Source organism: Lysinibacillus sp. NPDC056232, assembly GCF_042267565.1.
Classification (GTDB): Bacteria; Bacillota; Bacilli; order Bacillales_A; family Planococcaceae; genus Lysinibacillus.
Genome location: NZ_JBHJTF010000049.1, coordinates 1 through 17,019, shown reverse-complemented (window position 1 = coordinate 17,019; position 17,019 = coordinate 1). Strand labels below are relative to the sequence as shown.

Sequence of the window (17,019 nt, the reverse complement as noted above, 5' to 3'; positions counted from 1 at the left end):
TGTACTTTGCTGAAGTCATCTCTTTCTTTCCTAACGCTCAAAATAATATTTTTGCAAATTCTCATGAAATATCTGCTGTAGTTGATGTTCGCTAATACCTAAAATATAAGCTTCACACATTATTTGTTCGACTTTTATAGAAATTTGTTGCAGGTCAACCCCCTTTGCCTCAGCGGGTTTCCTAACAATTGCTTTTGAGTTAGGTTTTATAGCGAGTATTCCCTTCTTTTGAAGCTCCTTGTAGCTTTTATGAACGGTATGAAGATTGAGGTTTGTTTCAGCCGCTAAATCACGAATGGAAGGCAATGGGTCACCATTTTGCAAATTTCCTTTTGCTATTTCAAAAAGGAGTTGCTGAGTTAATTGCTGATACAAAGGAATGTTACTCTTTGGATCTATCTTTACATTCAATTGTTTACGTATCCTTTCATATTCTTTCCTTCAAAAAACATTTTATAGATTACTGTAATTGTACATAGAGTTACAATTACCATAATAATTAGGGCTGTTATCAACGGAGAAACATCGAAAGTAAGTAAGCTAAAATGGAGAAGCCCAATGACAATTAATAGCGGTAATCCATATAGCAGGCTTATTAATACTGTTGGATTTGATTTTATTGCTTCCGATGGATTAGACCATTCAAGTAAAGGATGCCTTCTATCATAAAGCGGGGACAATAAATTATACGTAATGACTAATAGTAATGTAATCAATAAATGTAGTCCCGTAATAATATCGCCTCTACCAAATAACATGTAAATGATATAGCTTATTACAACCGATATTGTGCCGATACATGATGAAGTCATAACTTTTGCTAGATAAACCTTTTGTGGATCAAATGGCAACGTCATGCTAGATGCATAGTATTTCCCCTCTCTTGAATAAGGAGTTCCACTAATATTGTTCATACAACTCATCAACAAAACCATATAGACAAAAAGAAAAGATTCATTGTTCACAATCCATTCAGCCTTTAAAATATTCGTCTGTACGAGAAAAATGATTGTACAAATTGGCGTTAAAATGATCCCTAAAATAGCTTGCATTTTAAAGTATGGTTCAGACTGGATAATCCAATATTCACGTTGCAAATAATTGACCAAATTACTTTGAATATCTCTCCCCCAAACTTTGGTCGTTTTTTCTATTCTGCTGACAAGCAAACCATGTTCATAATACTTAGACGCAATCATTTTTATAGTTGCTTTAAACAATACATAACATAGTGCGAATAAAAAGATAAAACTAATCAACGTATTTAATGATAAAAGCGTCTCCACCAATGACTGTTGCATTGCAAAACGATAACCTATTTCTAGAAAATCAGAAATTGAAACACTTAAAGATGATATTGTTGAAACATCTAATTTCACTAAAACAGTGCTGATTGCATGATAATTTTTTATTAGAAAGTACAATATTGGGCTTATTCCAATACCAAATATAAGAGTCATCCTAACAAGCAGATACAAGGATGTATTAATAAATACACTGCGATAATGATTCAAAATGGATAATAAAAATAGAAGGAACAGTACAATTAAAACGTTCATGATAAGTAAAAATGCAATTGATTTTACAGCAATACCTAGATTAAACTCTATCAGTAATATGAAAAATGTCGGTATTGATAGAATACTTACTACCATCATCGGTAAAGTTACTCCACTTATTATTTTCGACATCACTACCCGCTTCGCAGAAATGGGTAAATGAGCAAATATAGCAAAATCACTTTGACTAAACACTACAGAGATAGCAAAATAAGAAATCAATATATACGTCATACCATTTGAAAGAAGAATATTATAAAATAAATACACCTCTGGGGTCGCTATAAAATAAATACTTAGAGTAAGCACAAAATACTGAGTGGCTACATAAATGAATGCCATCAATAGGAGTACTTGAATTACTGGCTGCTTTGGCTTTGTATAAAAGGATGTTAAAAAGAATTTGATTAATTGCATATTATCCTTCATCAGCTTGTTTCTCCATAAAAATAGTCTCTAAGCTCCCATCGACTAGCAATTTCTCAACACGCTCATGTAAGACAATCTTTCCATCTTTTAAAAACGCAGTGGATTGACAAATTTTCTCGGCAACATCTAACAAATGAGTGGAAAAGAGAACGGTCCCTCCCTTTTCAACATACTCTTTCATACAATTTTTAAAAGCAACGACAGCAAGTGGATCTAATCCATTTAACGGCTCATCCATAATTAGGATGGGCGGACTAATTGTAAAAGCAGTAATCAACGCAATCTTATGAAGCATTCCATAAGAATACGTTCCCATAGGTTTATAAATACTTTTTTCCATACCAAAGACGCTAATAAAGTTTTGTAGTTTTTCATCATCAGTCTTTTCATATAGCTTCAAAACAAAATGTATCCAATCATATGCAGCTATATTTGGAAATACATGAATCGTATCGGGTATAAAATAAAATTGCTTTTTATATTCGAGCGATTGCGATTTCGAAACATTATTAATTATTATTTTCCCGTAATTTTGTTCTACTAATCCAGCAATACAATTTAATGTCGTTGTTTTACCTGCACCATTCCCACCAACAAACGCCAGTATTTCTCCCTTTTCAATTTTTAACTCTACACCCTTTAAAACCTCATGCTGTCCATACGATTTCTGTAAATTTTCTATCGATAACAATTTCTTCACCTCATCCCATATCATTTATTACACCTAATGTTTGAACACCTACTGAAAAAGTGACTTAAACCCGTATTCATCACCCATAAAGTGGCGGGAGACATCTGTATCTGTCGCTTCGCTTTCGATACAAAAGACATCTGTACCTGTCGCTTCGCTTTCGCACAGAAAACATCTTGTTGCTGTCGCTTCGCTTTCGCACAGAAAATATTTTGTTGCTGTCGCTTCACTTTCGCACAGAAAACATCTGCTGAAAGAAGTTAAAATTTCTTTTTCGCAATGAAACTTTGCATAGTAATGATCATCAATACAACTAACAGCAGTGTTACTATAATATTGATGCCATACCAAGATCCCACATCACCCGACATTAGAATATTTGTTGCATACATACTATTACTAGCAGGATTAACAATGTCCATTAATGGATGTAGCCCAGCGATAAAACGACATATTAATAGGACAACGATACTTATTAGTGCAATAAATGCAGGACTTTTAAAAAATGTACTCATCATCGCAACAAACGTTATGATGAATAACAGCCAAACACAATAAAATGCAAAAGCCCACATAGCTTGTGTCATAGGAACAGTAGTAAATAAATACGCTGAATAGCCATAGGATGCTGCATAGCCAAGAGCTATACATATAACAGCCAATATATAATGAATGATGATTTTACTATTTAAATAAGATGATATCGATACTGGCCTTGTTAAGATAAATGCCATCATGCCATTTGCTTTTTCCCCTTGAATAATACTCATAGTGGCAACGACCAGAATAATAATACCTAGCTGATCGAACTGTGAATTTAATGTTGAAGCAAGTACCTCCTGTCCCACAGGCTTTGCCATCGTAGGATCAATTATTATACCTTGAACACCACCAGCTGATTGTAAAATAACAGGTAAATAATACATCATAATCGGTTGTGTTATCCCTAGTAAAATAAATACGATTGGGAGCCACAATATTTTAAACTCCCTTGCCATTTGATGTACTTCTTTTTTGCTTAATTCGATAAAAGCATTCATTCACTTACACCACCAATTCTAAAAAGATTTCTTCTAGATTGTCTTGAATACCCACTTCAAATTTAGTAAACATCACTTTTGAATCCAGTCCGTGCTGTATTAATCGATTAGCATCTGTTTCCAAATTTTCAACGTGTATTTTGAAACCATTTCCATAGCTTTCGATTTTCTGCACATAAGATAATTGTTCAAGCATTGTTAACCACTGAAAATCTACCTTGCGAATCATTAAAAAGATAGCTGATTCTTGATGGCGCTCAAGTAACTCTGATTTTGTAGCATCCTCTATTTTGTGACCATTTTTAATCATCACAAAGCGCTCACAAATTTCCTCCGCATCGCTCAATATATGCGTTGATATAAAAACTGTCGTTTCTTTTTTTATCTCTTTTAATAGATTTAACACTTCTCTTCTGCCTATTGGATCTAGCGCTGATACCGGTTCATCCATAATCATTAAAGCTGGCTTATGTAACAATGCTTGTGCAATGCCAAGGCGTTGCTTCATACCACCTGAAAATGTCCCGACATGAATATGTGCTTCTTTCCCTAAGCCGACCTTTTCTAAAAGTAATGGAATTTCGTTCTGCAATTCATTTTTTGATATGCCTGAAAGTGTTCCCATAAAGGACAATGTTTCAAATGCTGTCATCCATGAGAAAAAATTAGGATACTGAGGTAAATAACCAATGTGATTTTTCATAGATGAAATCTTTTGACCATTAAGAAGAACTTCTCCTTTATCTGCAATCAGAATGTCGGCAATGATTTGAATTAATGTTGATTTCCCTGCTCCATTTGGTCCAATTAATCCGACACACTCATTAGCATCAATGACCATTGAAAAATCATTCACGGCTGTTTTTTGTTTAAACTTTTTCGTAATATTTTTAATCTCTAAGCGCACGTTTATTTACATCCTTCCTACCAATAATGAAGTATAGAACAGAACCAATTGAGTTACAGAACAAAATAATAATTGTCCACATCAGTATGTTTCCTCGCGTATCTCGGTGCCGATATAAATCGAATAAGGCAACAATGATTAGAACAAATCCTACGAATAAAAATGGCAAAATGATTGGAAGTATACTTGCCCAATCCAGTTGGCTTAACTCATCAAAACCATAGTGTAATTTCATGCCTAAAACCCCCATTCATTATCATTATCATTATCATTATCATTATCATTATCAATAATGATAACAGATGATGTAAAAAATTTCATTACCTTTCTACTGTACATCTGTAAAAAAAATATATAGTATATTTATTGATAATGTTCTCATATTGATAACATTTGATTGCTTCCCTTGATTCCATCTGATAGGAGGATCGTTTTTATGCGGAATAAAGCAGAGGTTTTAATGCACCCTGTGAGAATGAAAATTTTACAAGCTCTAATGCACGATAAAGAAGAAGGTTTAAGCACTTTGGAGATGATTTCTATCATAAAGGATGTACCTCAAGCTACTTTGTATCGTCACATCCAAATTTTAATGGATGAAAGCATCATAAAAATTGTGAAAGAGCGAAAAGTACGTTCTGTTACAGAAAAATTTTATGCATTAAATGAAGGAGCAGAAAAACTTAGTCAGGAGGATTGGACACAACTAACGATCAAACAAAAATTAAATTATGTTTCCAACTATCAATTAGCTTTACTATCTCAATATCAAAATTATTTAAATTTACTTGATGAAGAAGAAAGACTTACAGATTTATCAACTTTTTCATTTATCGATTTGACATTAACGACTGATCAATTTGTGAGTTTTGAAAATGAATTAAACGATTTAATAATTAAATACTATAATATGGCCGACTCAAGCAAAGAGACTGAGACAAAAACAATTGCTATAAATATTATTCCAAAACCTTAAGTAATATTTTTACGTAAAGAAATGGAGAAGATTTATGAAAAGAAGAAAGACAGTAGAAAACACACGAAAATTTATCATGATTATAATTGGCGCCATCATCGCAGCATATGGACTAGAAGCGGTATTAATTCCGAACGATGTCATTGATGGTGGCGTGACAGGTATTAGTATTATGGGCGCACACCTCTTTGGTATTCCATTAGGCGTACTGCTCTTTGTATTAAACATTCCTTTTATTTGGATTGGTTACAAACAAGTAGGTAAAACTTTTGCATTGATGAGTAGTGCTGGAATAGCAGCTCTCTCTATTTCCACAGTGCTTATGCATGATGTTAAAACAATTTTAGGTCCAAATGATCCGTTATTAATTGTTTTATCTGGTGGTATGCTACTAGGTGTTGGGATTGGGATTGTCTTACGTAACGGTGGTGCTTTAGATGGCTCTGAGGTTTTAGCCGTGTTACTATCACGTAAAATTCCGTTTTCAGTCGGGGATATTATATTATTTATTAATGCCTTTATTTTCTTAGGGGCAAGCTTTATTTTTGGCTTAGAAAGCGCATTATACTCAGCTTTAACGTACTATATTGCGAAAAACGTTATCGATATTATTCAAGTAGGTTTAGAAAAATCAAAAGATGTTCGTGTTGTCAGTGCAAAATCAGAGGAAATTGGTGATGCGATTCAAGCTCGTTTAGGACGTGGTGTTACATATACTAAAGGGCGTGGCGGTTTCTCCAATGAACCTACTGATATATTAAACTGTGTCATTAACCGTATGGAAGAAAATAAACTTGTATCGATTATTAAAGATATTGATGAAGGTGCCTTCGTAGTTATTTCTGATGTTTCAGAGGTACGTGGTGGGAACTTCAAAAAGCGTGATATTCACTAAATAAAAGGTAAGCAAGTCGTTTTTGAACTGCCCCCCAACTGTTAGATATCTAACAATTGGGGGGCAGTATTTTTTATGACTACATTTACAGTTGAAGATACATTACGCTGGGTTTAGCGTACATTAATTATGCCTCTGCATAATTGCGTGACACCCGCTGAAAGAAGTTAAACAGACCCAACATGGCAGAAGTCAATTGAACTACATTCTTCAATCCAGAAGATAACTAACTTTTTGCAAGAGGAGTTAGCTAAACTTTAGCTTTTCTTCTCCAGGACACTAATGCCAATGCCCATAAATACGACTGTCATAAATAATAATAGGCTTAAAGGCTGTAATAACTCTACATAAGAACTAGCATTAATCGTCACACCTTTTAAAATCTCTAAACCATATGTGATTGGTGAAATATAAGATAGAGCTAAAATTACTTTAGAAGAAACGATTTCTAATGGCCAGTAGGCGCCACCTAGCATTGCAAATGGTACTGCAAGGAACGCCATCACTGTATTAAATTTACTAGGTGTATTCGTAATTGAGGCGATAAATATGGATAGGGCAACGATACACAACAAATACGGTATGACTGCAATTAAACTTGCTACAAACCCTCCGTAAAACTCTACACCAACGCCAAAATAAAAAATGCAAAATACTAATACGATTTGAAGATAGCCTAATAAAAACGCATAAGCTAGGTTAGCTGTATATACTTCCCATTTACTAATACTTGAGACTGTTAAACGATTCCAAATGCCATTTCTACGCTCCATGACGATATGATTGACACCGTTGGCTACCGTATAAATAACCATAAACAGTGCAAAGCCAATTAGGGTGTGAAGTCCGGAATCCCATTTAAATCCTTTTTCATTAGAAAAGTTTGTATACTGAATTTCAAATGATGGGGCTGTTTTCGCTACTGCGATCGCACTTGTTACCTCATCTTGCAAATCTGTAGGAAAAGCTTTTATCATCGCATCATTTTGAACCACCTGACTATAAATTCGGTCTAGTTCATATTGAACCAATTTGGAATTCATAAAATCAACAGCCACCAGTAACTCATAGCCTGCTTCCTGTAAAAAAATTGCTACATCAACTTTACCCGCTTCAACTAATTGTGTTGCTTCATCCTGACTATAAATCGTAAATTCGTAATTTTTATTACTTTCTAACTCAGTCAATACTTGCTTTGTCATTTCCTCACTCAAAGTCGAATGGACAGCAACCGGCTGCTTTGTTTGTTGTCCATGCCCTATCAAATACGCATAAAGACATATAATAATAGTAGTTGCGATTAAAGAGCTAGGCTTTCTTTTTAATAATAAAAATTTTGTCTTGAGTATATTGATCATGCAATACCACCTCTTCTCGGGAACAATAAAAAGGCGATTGCTGTACAAATCACTGCTACAGCCGTTAATATCCATAAATAAGATGAAATCTGGCCAAGCCCTCCACCTTGCTGTATCGTTAAATAACTTTGTAAAGCTGCTCCATTCGGTGTCCAACTCCCAATTTTCGCAAGAGTTGGTGCAAAGGTACTTAAATTAAAGAAGCTACCACCGAATAAAGCTAAAATTGATACGATAACCGAGCCAAACACATTAGAAAACTCTGCCGAATTAAAGCGGTAGTTAGCTGCTGATAGTAATGCAGCAATACTCCCAACAACAATTGCCAGTAGCAATGTCACGAGTAAATGTAAGGGCAATTGTACAAATGAAATATCAAGCATAAGATAGACAACTACAAATACAATGGACACTTGAATGAATGACAAAATAACAGTTGAAACAATAATCGATAATAAATAAATCATAGGCTGTATATTTGCTAGTAAAATACGATCAAAAATATGCATATGCTTTTCTAAGAATGCTTGACTAGCGATTGTCCCTGCTATATATAAAATAAACATGACAGTCATACTAAACGTATAATATACACTCGTTGAGACGGGCTCCTGTTGATTCACCGTCTGAACGGTAGATGAAGTATCTGCTGTCGGCAATTTAACATCCTGCGTTAATAACCCTTTTGAACTAAGCTCTGCCATAAGCGTATATTGATATTGAAATGACTCCAAAATATTTTGTACAATCGTTGAAGCTATTTCTTTCTGTTCGTTTATATACACATGTAAGGCTGGAATTTCTCCTTTCACGAAAAGTGATGTATAAAATTGCTTTGTAAATCCAGCTGGTATTTCAAGTATTACATCGTACTTTCCTTCTTTTTTAAGCGCGTTCAAATCACTTGAAGTAATCTGGGAGACAGTAATAAATTGTTGCATATCTTCCTGCTCTAGCAATTGCAAGAGCAGAGAAATGGGTAGCATTTGTTTAAGGCTTTCCCGTGAATGTACATCAGCCCACATCTCTCCTTGTGATTCCTGCAAAAATGCCGCCAATTCTTGTTGCTCATCCTCATGTTGCACAATTGCAAGCTTTACATCAATTGGATTACTATCTCCCTCCATTAATGAGCCTAATGCAAAACTTATTATAGATATAAGTCCTATCGGCATTAATAGTAAAATTACCAACTCTTGAGGGTGACGCCACAATACTTTTAACTGTTTACGAATAAGTGCTAAAAACATCACGGTTCCCCCCTAATTCCTTAATGCTCTACCGGTTAAATGTAAAAACACATCTTCCAATGTCGGCTCTTTGACATGGAAACTTTTAAGAACAATGTCATGCTTCTCACATAAAGGTAATAACATTGGAAGGAAATCGGTATTTTTCGCTACACTAAAGGAAATATCTGCATCCTTTACCTGAAAATTTGATAAAAAGCCTTGTTTCATAAGCGCATCAACAAAATCATTTGAATGCTTTTCTAGCTTTAAAACAATCGTTTTCTCTGAAGATAATATCGCCTTAATTTCTTCCTTTTTACCAGCTGCAATTATATGCCCTTTATCCATAATATAAATGCGATCACATAAATACTCGACTTCCTCCATGTAATGACTCGTATAAATAATCGCTGTATTGGCTTCTTGATTCAGCCTCTTCACAGTTTCTAAAATATACTTTCTCGATTGCGGGTCAATGCCAACTGTCGGCTCATCCATAATTAAATATTCAGGTTCGTGCAGTAAGGCAACACCTATATTTAAACGTCTTTTCATCCCTCCAGAATAATGTTTGATAAGTTTTTTCGGCTCATTTTCGAGTCCGATTTGTGCAAGTACTATACGAACCCGTTCTTGCAATTTCAGACGCGGAATTTTGTAGACATCCCCAAAAAACTCCAAATTCTCACGTGCTGTCAGTTCCTCATACAAGGCAATTTCTTGCGGTACAACCCCTAGTACTTTTCGTAAGGAAGTTGGATTTTTTAAAATGCTATTATGCTGTAATAAGACATCACCCGTTGTTGGTTGAATCAAAGTCGACATCATCGCAATTGTCGTTGATTTGCCAGCACCATTCGGTCCAAGAAGTCCAACAATTTCGCCAGGCTCAATGTATAGGCTCACGTCATCAACAGCGTTTACTTTTTTAAATGTTTTTGTTAGATTAACTACTTCAATCATTCAACAGCCCCCTTTCTCTAAAGAATAACAGTTGCATAATGACTAGACGACTAGCTTCCGTCATAAAAGGCAATGACTGAAGTCATTTTTTATACTGGACGAGTAAGGTTTGCCAAACGAAATTCATTATGAATGCTTATAGCATGCTTTACAGATTTTCCGAACGAGAAAGCCCATGCAGGGTGTAGCCCGTCTTTAGACATGGGATGAAAGTAAGGTCAGACAAAAGGTAACTTTTGCTACCTCAATTGTCTGAAAGGGTGTTATACTTCATGTATAGACAAGTAAAAGTCTATAAAACACGCTCGTTCATTGAAAATTGGATATTGTATGCGGTTCGATAGCCTAATTCATGCTATCGGTAAAACAATATGTGTCGTCATGAAAAAGACGCTAAAACACATCGTACGAAACCATCTATACGCCATGGTAACAGTAGCGTAGCCCTATCTGCTATATGCACTGGATAGGGAGGGGTAATGGGATACCCCAATCTTGAGAGCTGTTCAAAACAGAAATGGACTGCGAACGCTTAGTTACTCAGGAATCCCACTGACATTAGTCAGCTTGTCCCTTTAGGGGTGGGAGTCTCAAACAATTCCATTCCGTACAGCATAAATCGCTAACTGTGTCCGATCTCTTAGTGCAAGCTTCTGTAAAATATGGGTAAGATGATTTTTCACTGTACCGACCGATAAAAATAACGAATCCGCAATTTCTTTATTGGTTTTACCCTCCCCTATTAATTGAATAATCGTTAATTCACGTTCTGTTAGCGTAGAAAGCTGTGTTGTTGAGACTTTTGTAGTCGTTTGTTGCAATAACCTAGGCATTAGCTTGGCGGCAACATCTTCTTGAATGACCATGCCCCCATCTAATACACTATGAATGCTCGCTATTAGCTTTGCTGGCTCAGACGACTTGACAAGAAAGCCACTTGCACCATCTTTTAATGTTTGAAAGGCATACTCTTCATCATCAAATGTTGTCAAAATCAGTATTTTTACATTTGGAAAATGACTGCGTATATGCTTTGTCGCCTCTATTCCACTCATTTCTGGCATGCGTATATCCATTAACACAAGATCGACATATACTTTCTCAAGTAATACTAAAGCCTCCCGCCCATTGCTTGCTTCTGCCGTAATTTGCAATGTCTCATCTTGCTCAATCATCATTTTTAGACCATTTCGTACAATAGTTTGATCTTCAACTAGTAAAATTCGTTTTTTCATTCAAACTCTCTCCTTCATCGGAAAAGATCCATCTACAATAAATTGTTGCTGTGTTTTATATATGCGTAGCTCTCCGCCAATTTCCTGGATTCGTTCCGTCATATTTTTTAGTCCAAAACCATAAACAAACGGTGTCTGCTTCATTGATTTGTTTTTTACTTGAAAACTAATATGTTGTAATGAATCTTTCCCTAAAATGATGTCGACTTCCTTTGAATCACTATATTTCATCGCATTTGTTAAACATTCTTGTAAAACGCGATAAAGCACTATGCTTTGCTTATTGGAAATCGGTAATGACAGCACTCCCTTCTCAATAGTAAAGCGAATATGTAAACGACTTTCCATCTCTAGCCTTCGAATTAAATGTAGCACCGATGAAATGCCATATGCCTCGCTCGATTTTAACTGCCGAACCGCATACCTTGTTTCGTTTAAACTTTTGCGCGCTAATTGCTTAATATCATCTAACTCGTCATGCCCATACCGAATAGATATTATCTCTGCTTGCATAAGTAATGCCGTTAAATTATGTCCTACTGAATCGTGTATATCACGGGCAATTTTTGTGCGCTCCTCTGCTCGGACAAGCTGATCTTGCTCAACGGATAGACGTTTTAATGCACGATATTGCCCTAATAATTCTTTGTACAAAATATTTTTTTCACTGTGTGCTTGCATGTAATGATGCATCACCAATGAGCATACAGAAAGAGCAATTAGCATTAGCAGCCCGTATATTGGCAGCCATTGTAACAGAACAAATATCATACCGATAACAGTCAAGCTGCCTATAAGAATATAATAAAATTTTGCCTGTAGTAGAAAAGCGCCCTCTATTATAAAGAAAGCCAAAATCGGCAATGCATACAATATTTGAAGTGAAAAGAATACGCTACAAAATAATATAAGAACAATCGTTATGTAACTTATAATTCGCAACTTTCTCAAAAGAGGTGTGATGAAATATAAAGTTAAGATGGCCGTACAGATGAAAAAAGCGGCTGTCAATGATGCATCCGTGTAATAAGTATGAACTAGGAAAATTGTCATTAATAGCAATATACAACTAATGCGAAAGAGAAAATATTTCATAGATAGACTCCTCCCTATTCTATTATTTCCAACCTATTATACATCTCCAATTCCTTAAAATGTCTTAATTTACAAATATCAATAAAAAAACACTAGACTTAATCATCAACATGTCTAGTGTTTTTGGACATTAGAGCTTGTCATCTCATGTTTAGTGAACATTTTACTCGCTCTATAGTTTCATATACATAACAGTCCGTTTTCTGAGGAATTTTGTGACGCTATACAGCTCATTTAGGAAACTGACCGTTATTAAGCTTTCTTTTATTTTCTCTTGTTCTCCAGCCTTTCAGTTAAATCATTAAAGTCTTGGATTACTTCTCGCATTGATGATTTTTTAACTAACGAAATACCCTTTTGAATCGATTTAGATGCTTCTTCAAATTTATTTGCTTTGATTTGGGCATCTGCAAGGCAATACCAATAAAACCATGCATCCATTTTTGAAATTTTATCTTTATAAAACTTTTCGATGATCGGATAGTATTTAGAATATAATCCTTCGTTATAGACCAACTTTTCACCATTCCATTTTAGTACATCCACTAAATAACTATCGCCAATATACATTTGCCAAATTGCTAAACCGACTTTTTGTTTTCCATTCACAAAATCCATTTTATGATAAGGAACATCAGCAATCTTTTGGAATGAGTTATTGATCCATTGAAACACTTGAAGTTCGCTACCCATTGCCGCTCCAATTGTAACACCAAATAAATATTCTTTTGTGCCATCACCAGTAATATCTACCAAACCTGAAAAATCCAAATCGACTCCTTGCATTTTAGTTTCCCAAATCTTTCTCCAATCTGAATTGTGTTTTTTCAACACTATTGATCCAAACTGAGAAGGCGTTGGTTGATTTTTTGCTTTAATTTTAAAAGTAAATATTATTTCTTTCTGTCCATCGTGGTCAAAGTCATAGAGTTGAATTGGCAATGTGGAGAATGGATTTTCAGGGCTTACAAGGGACGCATTCGATGGCATAAACCTACTTACAATTTTCATTAAGTCCTCTTTCGGGTTCTCGTTAGCATGAACAAATAGTGGTCTAAAGCAAACTGCAAAAAGTAGCAATAATGTAAATAGCATTATTTTCTTCATCAATATGTCCCCTTTTACAGCCGGATATAACTTCTAGTATTGACGTAATTAGAAAAGAAATTCTTGAATAAACTTGCTTAGTGGTTCTGATAACCTCAATATTGAAAATACCTCTTTGAACGTAAATAAAGTTGAAATAGCATAGAAATCAATACGATTCTCACATAGCCATATCGCTGTGCAAACTTAGTCCAAAATCTCGACAACAAACCATACAAAGATAGTTTCGCCATACTTCATGTCGTAGGGTGGGACAAAAGCAGCGTATAGAATTTGGCACCCTCAACGGAATCATTGGCCACATTGTTGCTGTGCTAGGTGTAACTTTACCCACGTGCAATGGAGAGAGAGATATATGAATACACAGTCATTGCCGCTACACATACTAACAACAACACATACTCAAATTCCCTACTTGATTGATTGATTGATTTATTTATGCAATGACGAAGTACAATCAATTGCGTTAAAATATATTCTAGAGTCGATTGATGCATGTGATTATCATTGAGGGTTCTATCCATCATTTTGAAGGGTCTATCCATCATTTTGAGGGTTCTATCCGTCACTTTGACGGTTCTATCCACGCTTTATGAATTCTATCCATCACTATTAACATCAAGATATAAAAAAGGAGACATAAATGGATTTATTTATCGCAAGTAATCGTCAGTTACCTATCCGTTATTACATTAATGAAGCGATTTGGATTCGTCGCGGTTGCTTAAGTTTACATCAATTAACACTACCTTTTTTTGTAGAAGTAGAAATGAAAGATCCTCTTCATTTATTGAAAATTACAGAATATGTTCAAGAAGTCCAACAACAATATCGCTATACGGAAATTCAAATTGTTACGAAAGACAATAATATTTTAATGCACTTGCAAAAGCTTCTTCCCCACTCTAATGACAATCATATTCTCACTATTGAGCAACAAATTCGCCCATAAAAAAAGGTAGCATTTCTCTAATAAATGCTACCTTACTATTTTTATGAAACTATAACAGGCAATTCGATGATAAACTGCAGCATACCATCCTTATACTTCGTGTCAATTTTGCCACCATGTAGTTCTACAATGCTCTTAGCTATAGCAAGTCCAAGTCCAGAACCTTCCGCTGCACTTGTTCTAGATTGATCTTTTTTATAAAAACGATCAAATAAGCTCATTAGCTCTTCAGATGTAAATTCATTACTTTCATTAGCAACACAAATATGAACATACCTTTCTTTTCTTTCAAGAGAAACAAAAATCTCACCGTCACCCGTACTATATTTAATGGCATTCATTAATAAATTATCAAAGACCCTAACAATTTTTTCAGAATCCACTGTAGCAAAGATCCGTTCCTCTGAGAAATTTTTAATAAATGTACGATGGTTTTCCTCCGCTTGCGGAATCAACTCCTCAATTAACTGATCGAGAAGCTCATTCATACATACCTCTTGTTGCCCAAGGACAATGCTTTCATTCGTTAGCTTCGTATATTCAAATAAATCTTCAATCAGGTTTTTTAACTGTTCGGATTTTGAGAAAGCAATCTTTACATACTCATCATATTGCTCCTTCGTGTCATACCTTTCATCTCTTAACAATCGTAAATAGCCGATAATCGAAGTAAGTGGTGTTCGTAGGTCATGTGAAACATTAGTAATTAATTCATTTTTTTGTTTTTCAATCCTTCGTTCCATCTCAATATTTGTCATAATTGCTTCGGCCATATGATTAACATTCTCAGTTAATAAAGCGATTTCATCCATTCCCTTTTTCTCAATTCGATAGCTTAAATTTCCTTTTGCAATTTCCTTTACCCCCTTTGCCAACAACTCAATTTGTTTCATTTTTCGTTTTGTTAAATAAAGGAATGAAAGAGTAAAAACAGCAATTCCGATTAATACAGGAACAGGACCCTCTGTAATGCTTTTAATAAGTACGCCTGATGGAATACCACTGACAAACAAATATAAATTTTTATCTTCTATAGTTATTGGATAAAAGGCAATAATTTCTTTACGCGATTGCTTGACTGTAGGTATATCATAATTAAAATTATAGAGTGGATTATTGATTGCAAAATCCATTACATGACGAATCTTATTATGTACATCAATTTGCTCCTCTTCCGCTTGCTTTGTTTTATACAAAACTTTCCCGTGCTCATCGGTAACTAACACTTTCAACGCATGCTCTGTCAATTTCAGTTTTTCATTTTCTGCTTCAATCATTTGCAGTATAGTTTCGACACTATTTTCACTAACAGCCAAATCTGCCGCTTGCTGTGCTTGAAAATTTATTTGCTGCATATCTCCACTATAGTCAATGGTAGGTGTTGGATTCCCAACATACGGTAGAGTAAATCGTGCAACAAGTAAACCGAGAAATGCACAAAGGATAAAGGTTGTTAAAAGTTGAATTCTAATACTTTCCCGAACTTTTGTAATGGCATTCACTATAAATAATTTAAGTTTGCTTAGTAAGTATTTGAATGGCTTAATGATCTTTCTCAATTTTATAACCTACTCCCCATACTGTTTTAATATATTGAGGATTTCTTGGATTTGTCTCAATTCTTTCTCGAATTTTTCGTATATGTACCATTACCGTATTTTCAGACTGTATAGCCTCTTCCTTCCAAACTTTTTCGTAAATTTGCTCAGCGCTCATGACTATGCCTTGATTTCTTGCAAGCAACTCAAGAATTGAAAACTCCCTTGGCGTAAGCTTTATCTTTTCATTGTTGACGATTACTTCATGTGTGTCTGTACTGATTCGCATATCACCAATCTCTATCTCATTCTCGTCCATCATATCTGAACGATTCATTTTGATATATCTACGAAGCTGAGATTTTATGCGCGCAACTAGCTCTAATGGGTTAAAGGGCTTTGTTACATAATCATCTGCCCCTAATGTTAATCCAACGATTTTATCCATATCCTGAGACTTTGCTGACAGCATAATAATTGGCATTTCGGCGATTTCCCTTACCTTCATACACATTTCAATGCCATCCACGTTCGGCATCATAATATCTAGGACAATTAAATGTACTTTATGCTTTTTTAAAAGACTCAAACCCTCTTCTCCATCACTTGCTTCTAGAATTTCATAGCCTTCATTTTTTAAATAAATGGCAATAAGATTTCTAATCTCTTTTTCATCATCAACTATCAGTATTGTTTCTTTAGTCATCTAATCCCACCAATTTCAAATTATATTAAAATATCAGATATTTTAATCTGAACCATAACGTGGGGTTGATTTCCGTTCCGACTGAGCGCTTTGTTGTTGCTGTCGCTACGCTTTCGCACAGATAAAATATTTGTTGCTGTCGCTTCGCTTTCGCACAGATAAAATATTTGTTGCTGTCGCTACGCTTTCGCACAGATAAAACAATTGTTGCTGTCGCTACGCTTTCGCACAGATAAAACAATTGTTGCTGCCGCTTCGCTTTCGCACAGATAAAATATTTGTTGCTGCCGCTTCGCTTTCGCACAGATAAAATATTTGTTGCTGCCGCTTCGCTTT

General features: G+C 35.0%; 19 protein-coding genes. 3 read left to right on the top strand and 16 right to left on the bottom strand.

What is annotated here, in order from left to right; translation table 11 throughout:
* Positions 1–30 precede the first annotated feature (30 nt).
* From ACFCYJ_RS24010 to ACFCYJ_RS23980, 7 genes are read right to left on the bottom strand one after another with little or no spacing between them, the layout of a single operon-like run.
* On the bottom strand, positions 31–411 hold the full coding sequence (locus tag ACFCYJ_RS24010; protein ID WP_376077976.1) for a GntR family transcriptional regulator: 381 nt from the start codon (positions 409–411) through the stop codon (positions 31–33).
* On the bottom strand, positions 408–1,988 hold the full coding sequence (locus ACFCYJ_RS24005) for a hypothetical protein (protein WP_376077973.1): 1,581 nt from the start codon (positions 1,986–1,988) through the stop codon (positions 408–410). The genes ACFCYJ_RS24010 and ACFCYJ_RS24005 overlap by 4 nt, the downstream gene beginning before the upstream one ends.
* Complete coding sequence (locus ACFCYJ_RS24000) at positions 1,978–2,703, bottom strand: ABC transporter ATP-binding protein (protein ID WP_376077970.1); 726 nt, start codon at positions 2,701–2,703, stop codon at positions 1,978–1,980. Before ACFCYJ_RS24000 ends, ACFCYJ_RS24005 begins: the two co-directional genes overlap by 11 nt.
* On the bottom strand, positions 2,700–2,909 hold the full coding sequence (locus ACFCYJ_RS23995; protein WP_376077969.1) for a hypothetical protein: 210 nt from the start codon (positions 2,907–2,909) through the stop codon (positions 2,700–2,702). Before ACFCYJ_RS23995 ends, ACFCYJ_RS24000 begins: the two co-directional genes overlap by 4 nt.
* 30 nt (positions 2,910–2,939) lie before the next feature.
* On the bottom strand, positions 2,940–3,719 hold the full coding sequence (locus tag ACFCYJ_RS23990) for an ABC transporter permease (protein ID WP_376077966.1): 780 nt from the start codon (positions 3,717–3,719) through the stop codon (positions 2,940–2,942).
* A gap of 4 nt (positions 3,720–3,723) precedes the next feature.
* A complete protein-coding gene (locus tag ACFCYJ_RS23985) occupies positions 3,724–4,626 on the bottom strand; it encodes an ABC transporter ATP-binding protein (RefSeq protein WP_376077964.1) in 903 nt (300 codons plus the stop codon).
* The gene (locus ACFCYJ_RS23980; RefSeq protein ID WP_376077961.1) at positions 4,610–4,861 is read right to left on the bottom strand and encodes a PLD nuclease N-terminal domain-containing protein; all 252 of its coding nucleotides are present in this window, start codon (positions 4,859–4,861) and stop codon (positions 4,610–4,612) included. The genes ACFCYJ_RS23985 and ACFCYJ_RS23980 overlap by 17 nt, the downstream gene beginning before the upstream one ends.
* A 201-nt stretch (positions 4,862–5,062) precedes the next feature.
* Here ACFCYJ_RS23980 and ACFCYJ_RS23975 point away from each other — a divergent pair, with 201 nt between their 5' ends.
* Both ACFCYJ_RS23975 and ACFCYJ_RS23970 read left to right on the top strand, forming a co-directional pair.
* Complete coding sequence (locus ACFCYJ_RS23975) at positions 5,063–5,602, top strand: helix-turn-helix domain-containing protein (RefSeq protein WP_376077958.1); 540 nt, start codon at positions 5,063–5,065, stop codon at positions 5,600–5,602.
* Positions 5,603–5,636: 34 nt separating this feature from the next.
* Positions 5,637–6,497, top strand: a complete 861-nt coding sequence (locus tag ACFCYJ_RS23970; protein ID WP_370076101.1) for a YitT family protein — start codon at positions 5,637–5,639, stop codon at positions 6,495–6,497.
* 257 nt (positions 6,498–6,754) lie between these two features.
* On the opposite strand, the gene ACFCYJ_RS23965 is transcribed toward ACFCYJ_RS23970, so the two are convergent.
* The 6 genes from ACFCYJ_RS23965 to ACFCYJ_RS23940 all read right to left on the bottom strand — a co-directional run bounded on the left by ACFCYJ_RS23965 (position 6,755) and on the right by ACFCYJ_RS23940 (position 13,391).
* Positions 6,755–7,855 carry an ABC transporter permease gene (locus tag ACFCYJ_RS23965; protein WP_376077955.1) on the bottom strand — a complete coding sequence of 367 codons (1,101 nt, stop codon included), beginning with the start codon at positions 7,853–7,855 and terminating at the stop codon, positions 6,755–6,757.
* Positions 7,852–9,105 (bottom strand): ABC transporter permease, encoded by a 1,254-nt coding sequence (locus tag ACFCYJ_RS23960; RefSeq protein ID WP_376077953.1) that lies wholly within the window; start codon positions 9,103–9,105, stop codon positions 7,852–7,854. The genes ACFCYJ_RS23965 and ACFCYJ_RS23960 overlap by 4 nt, the downstream gene beginning before the upstream one ends.
* 12 nt (positions 9,106–9,117) lie before the next feature.
* The gene (locus ACFCYJ_RS23955) at positions 9,118–10,050 is read right to left on the bottom strand and encodes an ABC transporter ATP-binding protein (protein ID WP_376077950.1); all 933 of its coding nucleotides are present in this window, start codon (positions 10,048–10,050) and stop codon (positions 9,118–9,120) included.
* A gap of 590 nt (positions 10,051–10,640) precedes the next feature.
* Positions 10,641–11,285, bottom strand: coding sequence for a response regulator (locus tag ACFCYJ_RS23950; RefSeq protein ID WP_376077947.1), 645 nt, complete (start codon positions 11,283–11,285; stop codon positions 10,641–10,643).
* Positions 11,286–12,380, bottom strand: a complete 1,095-nt coding sequence (locus tag ACFCYJ_RS23945; protein ID WP_376077944.1) for a sensor histidine kinase — start codon at positions 12,378–12,380, stop codon at positions 11,286–11,288.
* 264 nt (positions 12,381–12,644) lie between these two features.
* Positions 12,645–13,391: a hypothetical protein gene (locus ACFCYJ_RS23940; RefSeq protein WP_376077942.1), complete on the bottom strand. Its 747-nt coding sequence runs from the start codon at positions 13,389–13,391 to the stop codon at positions 12,645–12,647.
* Between the two features lie 739 nt (positions 13,392–14,130).
* Between ACFCYJ_RS23940 and ACFCYJ_RS23935 the strand changes: the two genes are divergently transcribed.
* A complete protein-coding gene (locus ACFCYJ_RS23935; RefSeq protein ID WP_376077939.1) occupies positions 14,131–14,439 on the top strand; it encodes a hypothetical protein in 309 nt (102 codons plus the stop codon).
* 41 nt (positions 14,440–14,480) lie between these two features.
* On the opposite strand, the gene ACFCYJ_RS23930 is transcribed toward ACFCYJ_RS23935, so the two are convergent.
* From ACFCYJ_RS23930 to ACFCYJ_RS23920, 3 genes are all read right to left on the bottom strand, one after another.
* Positions 14,481–15,998, bottom strand: coding sequence for a sensor histidine kinase (locus ACFCYJ_RS23930; RefSeq protein WP_376077937.1), 1,518 nt, complete (start codon positions 15,996–15,998; stop codon positions 14,481–14,483).
* A complete protein-coding gene (locus ACFCYJ_RS23925) occupies positions 15,982–16,683 on the bottom strand; it encodes a response regulator transcription factor (protein WP_376077935.1) in 702 nt (233 codons plus the stop codon). Before ACFCYJ_RS23925 ends, ACFCYJ_RS23930 begins: the two co-directional genes overlap by 17 nt.
* Positions 16,684–16,708: 25 nt before the next feature.
* The coding region (locus ACFCYJ_RS23920) for a hypothetical protein (RefSeq protein ID WP_376077932.1) at positions 16,709–17,019 on the bottom strand (311 nt) is incomplete at its 5' end.

Excerpts from the sequence above, each read along its gene's own strand:
- ACFCYJ_RS23970 (WP_370076101.1), top strand. The coding sequence starts at position 5,637 with ATGAAAAGAAGAAAGACAGTAGAAAACACACGAAAATTTATCATGATT.
- ACFCYJ_RS23935 (WP_376077939.1), top strand. The coding sequence starts at position 14,131 with ATGGATTTATTTATCGCAAGTAATCGTCAGTTACCTATCCGTTATTAC.
- ACFCYJ_RS24000 (WP_376077970.1), bottom strand. The coding sequence starts at position 2,703 with ATGATATGGGATGAGGTGAAGAAATTGTTATCGATAGAAAATTTACAG.
- ACFCYJ_RS23960 (WP_376077953.1), bottom strand. The coding sequence starts at position 9,105 with ATGTTTTTAGCACTTATTCGTAAACAGTTAAAAGTATTGTGGCGTCAC.
- ACFCYJ_RS23940 (WP_376077942.1), bottom strand. The coding sequence starts at position 13,391 with ATGAAAATTGTAAGTAGGTTTATGCCATCGAATGCGTCCCTTGTAAGC.
- ACFCYJ_RS23925 (WP_376077935.1), bottom strand. The coding sequence starts at position 16,683 with ATGACTAAAGAAACAATACTGATAGTTGATGATGAAAAAGAGATTAGA.
- ACFCYJ_RS23980 (WP_376077961.1), bottom strand. The coding sequence starts at position 4,861 with ATGAAATTACACTATGGTTTTGATGAGTTAAGCCAACTGGATTGGGCA.
- ACFCYJ_RS23975 (WP_376077958.1), top strand. The coding sequence starts at position 5,063 with ATGCGGAATAAAGCAGAGGTTTTAATGCACCCTGTGAGAATGAAAATT.
- ACFCYJ_RS23965 (WP_376077955.1), bottom strand. The coding sequence starts at position 7,855 with ATGATCAATATACTCAAGACAAAATTTTTATTATTAAAAAGAAAGCCT.
- ACFCYJ_RS23945 (WP_376077944.1), bottom strand. The coding sequence starts at position 12,380 with ATGAAATATTTTCTCTTTCGCATTAGTTGTATATTGCTATTAATGACA.
- ACFCYJ_RS23990 (WP_376077966.1), bottom strand. The coding sequence starts at position 3,719 with ATGAATGCTTTTATCGAATTAAGCAAAAAAGAAGTACATCAAATGGCA.
- ACFCYJ_RS23955 (WP_376077950.1), bottom strand. The coding sequence starts at position 10,050 with ATGATTGAAGTAGTTAATCTAACAAAAACATTTAAAAAAGTAAACGCT.
- ACFCYJ_RS24005 (WP_376077973.1), bottom strand. The coding sequence starts at position 1,988 with ATGAAGGATAATATGCAATTAATCAAATTCTTTTTAACATCCTTTTAT.
- ACFCYJ_RS23950 (WP_376077947.1), bottom strand. The coding sequence starts at position 11,285 with ATGAAAAAACGAATTTTACTAGTTGAAGATCAAACTATTGTACGAAAT.